The following is a 1977-nucleotide window of genomic DNA, read 5'->3' as shown; positions in this document are numbered from 1 at the left end:
GTGGCACCGGGACGCTGGGCCGTGAGCTGGCCCGGCATCTGGTGGCCACCCGCGGCATGCGGCATCTGCTGCTCCTCTCACGCCAAGGACCCCAGGCTCCCGGCGCGACCGGGCTGGTTGCCGAGCTGACCGGACTGGGTGCGGTAGTAGACGTAGTTGCTGCGGACGCCGCAGACCGCGACGCACTGGCCGGTGTCCTTGACGGGATATCGGCTGACCATCCGCTGACGGCGGTGGTGCACGCAGCCGGTGTCCTGGACGATGCCACGGTGGAGTCGCTGACTCCGCAGCGGATCGCCACCGTGCTGGCGGCGAAGGCCGACGCGGCGTGGAACCTCCACGAACTGACTCAAGAGATGGACCTGGCCGGGTTCGTCCTCTACTCCTCGGCTGCCGCCGCGCTCGGAAGCCCCGGCCAGGGCAGTTACGCGGCGGCCAACGCCTTCCTCGACGCCTTGGCCGCCTATCGCCGGGCTCAGGGGCTGGCGGGTCAATCGCTGGCCTGGGGGCTGTGGGCGGAACGCTCGACGATGACCGCGCATCTCGATGGTGCTGGGATGTCGCGGCTTACGCGCGGTGGCATCCGGCCGATGACCACCGAACAGGGCCTGGCCCTCTTCGACGCCACCACGCGCCTGACCGCACCACTGCTGATCCCGGCCCGGATGGAACTTGCTGGGCTCTCGCGCACAGGCCCCATGCCCGCACTGCTGCAGGAGCTGGCTGTGGGCACCGGAACCCGACCGACCGCCGCGACAGCGATGGCGAAAGGGGCGGGGGCGGGCCTGGCCGCCGAGTTGGCCGGGCTCAGCGTGGAGGATCGGGAGCAGGCGGTCCTGCAGATCGTGCGCACCCATGCCGCGGCGGTCCTTGGTCATTCCCGGCCGGAGAACATCGAGCCGCAGCAGGCGTTCCGGGACATGGGCTTCGACTCCCTGACCGCCCTCGAACTGCGCAACCGGCTCGCCACCGCCACCGGACTGCGGCTGCCCGCAACCCTGGTCTTCGACCACCCTGCACCCCTCGAACTGATCCGGTACCTGCATGACCAACTGCTGCCCCAACTGGCCGACGCCGCCGCCGAGACCGGTGTCGCGTCCGCGGCCGCGGTTCCGACGGTCCGCGCTGGTGCGGATGAGCCGATCGCGATCGTCGGGATGGGCTGCCGCTTCCCGGGCGGGGCGCAGAACCCGGAGGACTTCTGGCAGTTGCTGGCGGACGGAACGGATGCGATCTCCGGATTCCCCGTTGACCGGGGTTGGGACACCAGCCGGTCCGGCGACCGGGAGGGAACGTACGCCCGAGCGGGTGGATTCCTGCCTGGGGCGGGCCTGTTCGATGCGGAGTTCTTCGGGATCAGCCCGCGTGAGGCTGTGGCGATGGATCCCCAGCAGCGGCTCCTGTTGGAAACCTGCTGGGAGGCCCTGGAGGACGCGGGGATCGATCCGACCTCGCTGCGGAGTTCGGACGCCGGCGTCTATGCCGGGATCATCGCGTCGAGCTACCGTGCCGGAGAACGTGACGGTGCGGGTGGCTTTGGAATGACCGGCACCACGGCGAGCGTGGCCTCCGGCCGGGTGGCGTACAGCTTGGGACTGCAAGGTCCTGCGGTGTCGGTGGACACGGCGTGTTCGTCGTCGTTGACGGCCATGCATCTGGCAGCCCAGGCGCTGCGGTCCGGTGAGTGTGGAATGGCGTTGGCCGGTGGTGTGACGGTGATGGCGACATCGGGAACGTTCAGTGAGTTTGCCCGGCAACGTGGTCTGGCCGCGGACGGCCGGTGCAAGCCGTTTGCTGATGCTGCGGATGGCACGGGATGGGGTGAGGGTGTCGGGGTGCTGGTGCTGGAGCGGCTGTCCGATGCCCGCGAGCGCGGACACAAGGTCCTGGCCGTAATGCGGGGCAGCGCGGTTAACCAGGACGGTGCGTCGAATGGGTTGACGGCGCCGAACGGTCCCTCCCAGCAGCGGGTGATCC

The 1977-nt window shown here is 69.8% G+C and carries 1 protein-coding gene; it reads left to right on the top strand.

The window, feature by feature from the left end; all coding sequences use genetic code 11:
* Window positions 1-1977, top strand: a 1977-nt coding sequence (locus ACFVYN_RS41315) for a type I polyketide synthase (protein WP_390008079.1), incomplete at both ends; no start/stop codon positions are given.

This window comes from Streptomyces sp. NPDC058307 (assembly GCF_042880295.1).
Taxonomy (GTDB): Bacteria; Actinomycetota; Actinomycetes; order Streptomycetales; family Streptomycetaceae; genus Streptomyces.
This window is presented reverse-complemented; position numbering and strand designations above follow the sequence as displayed.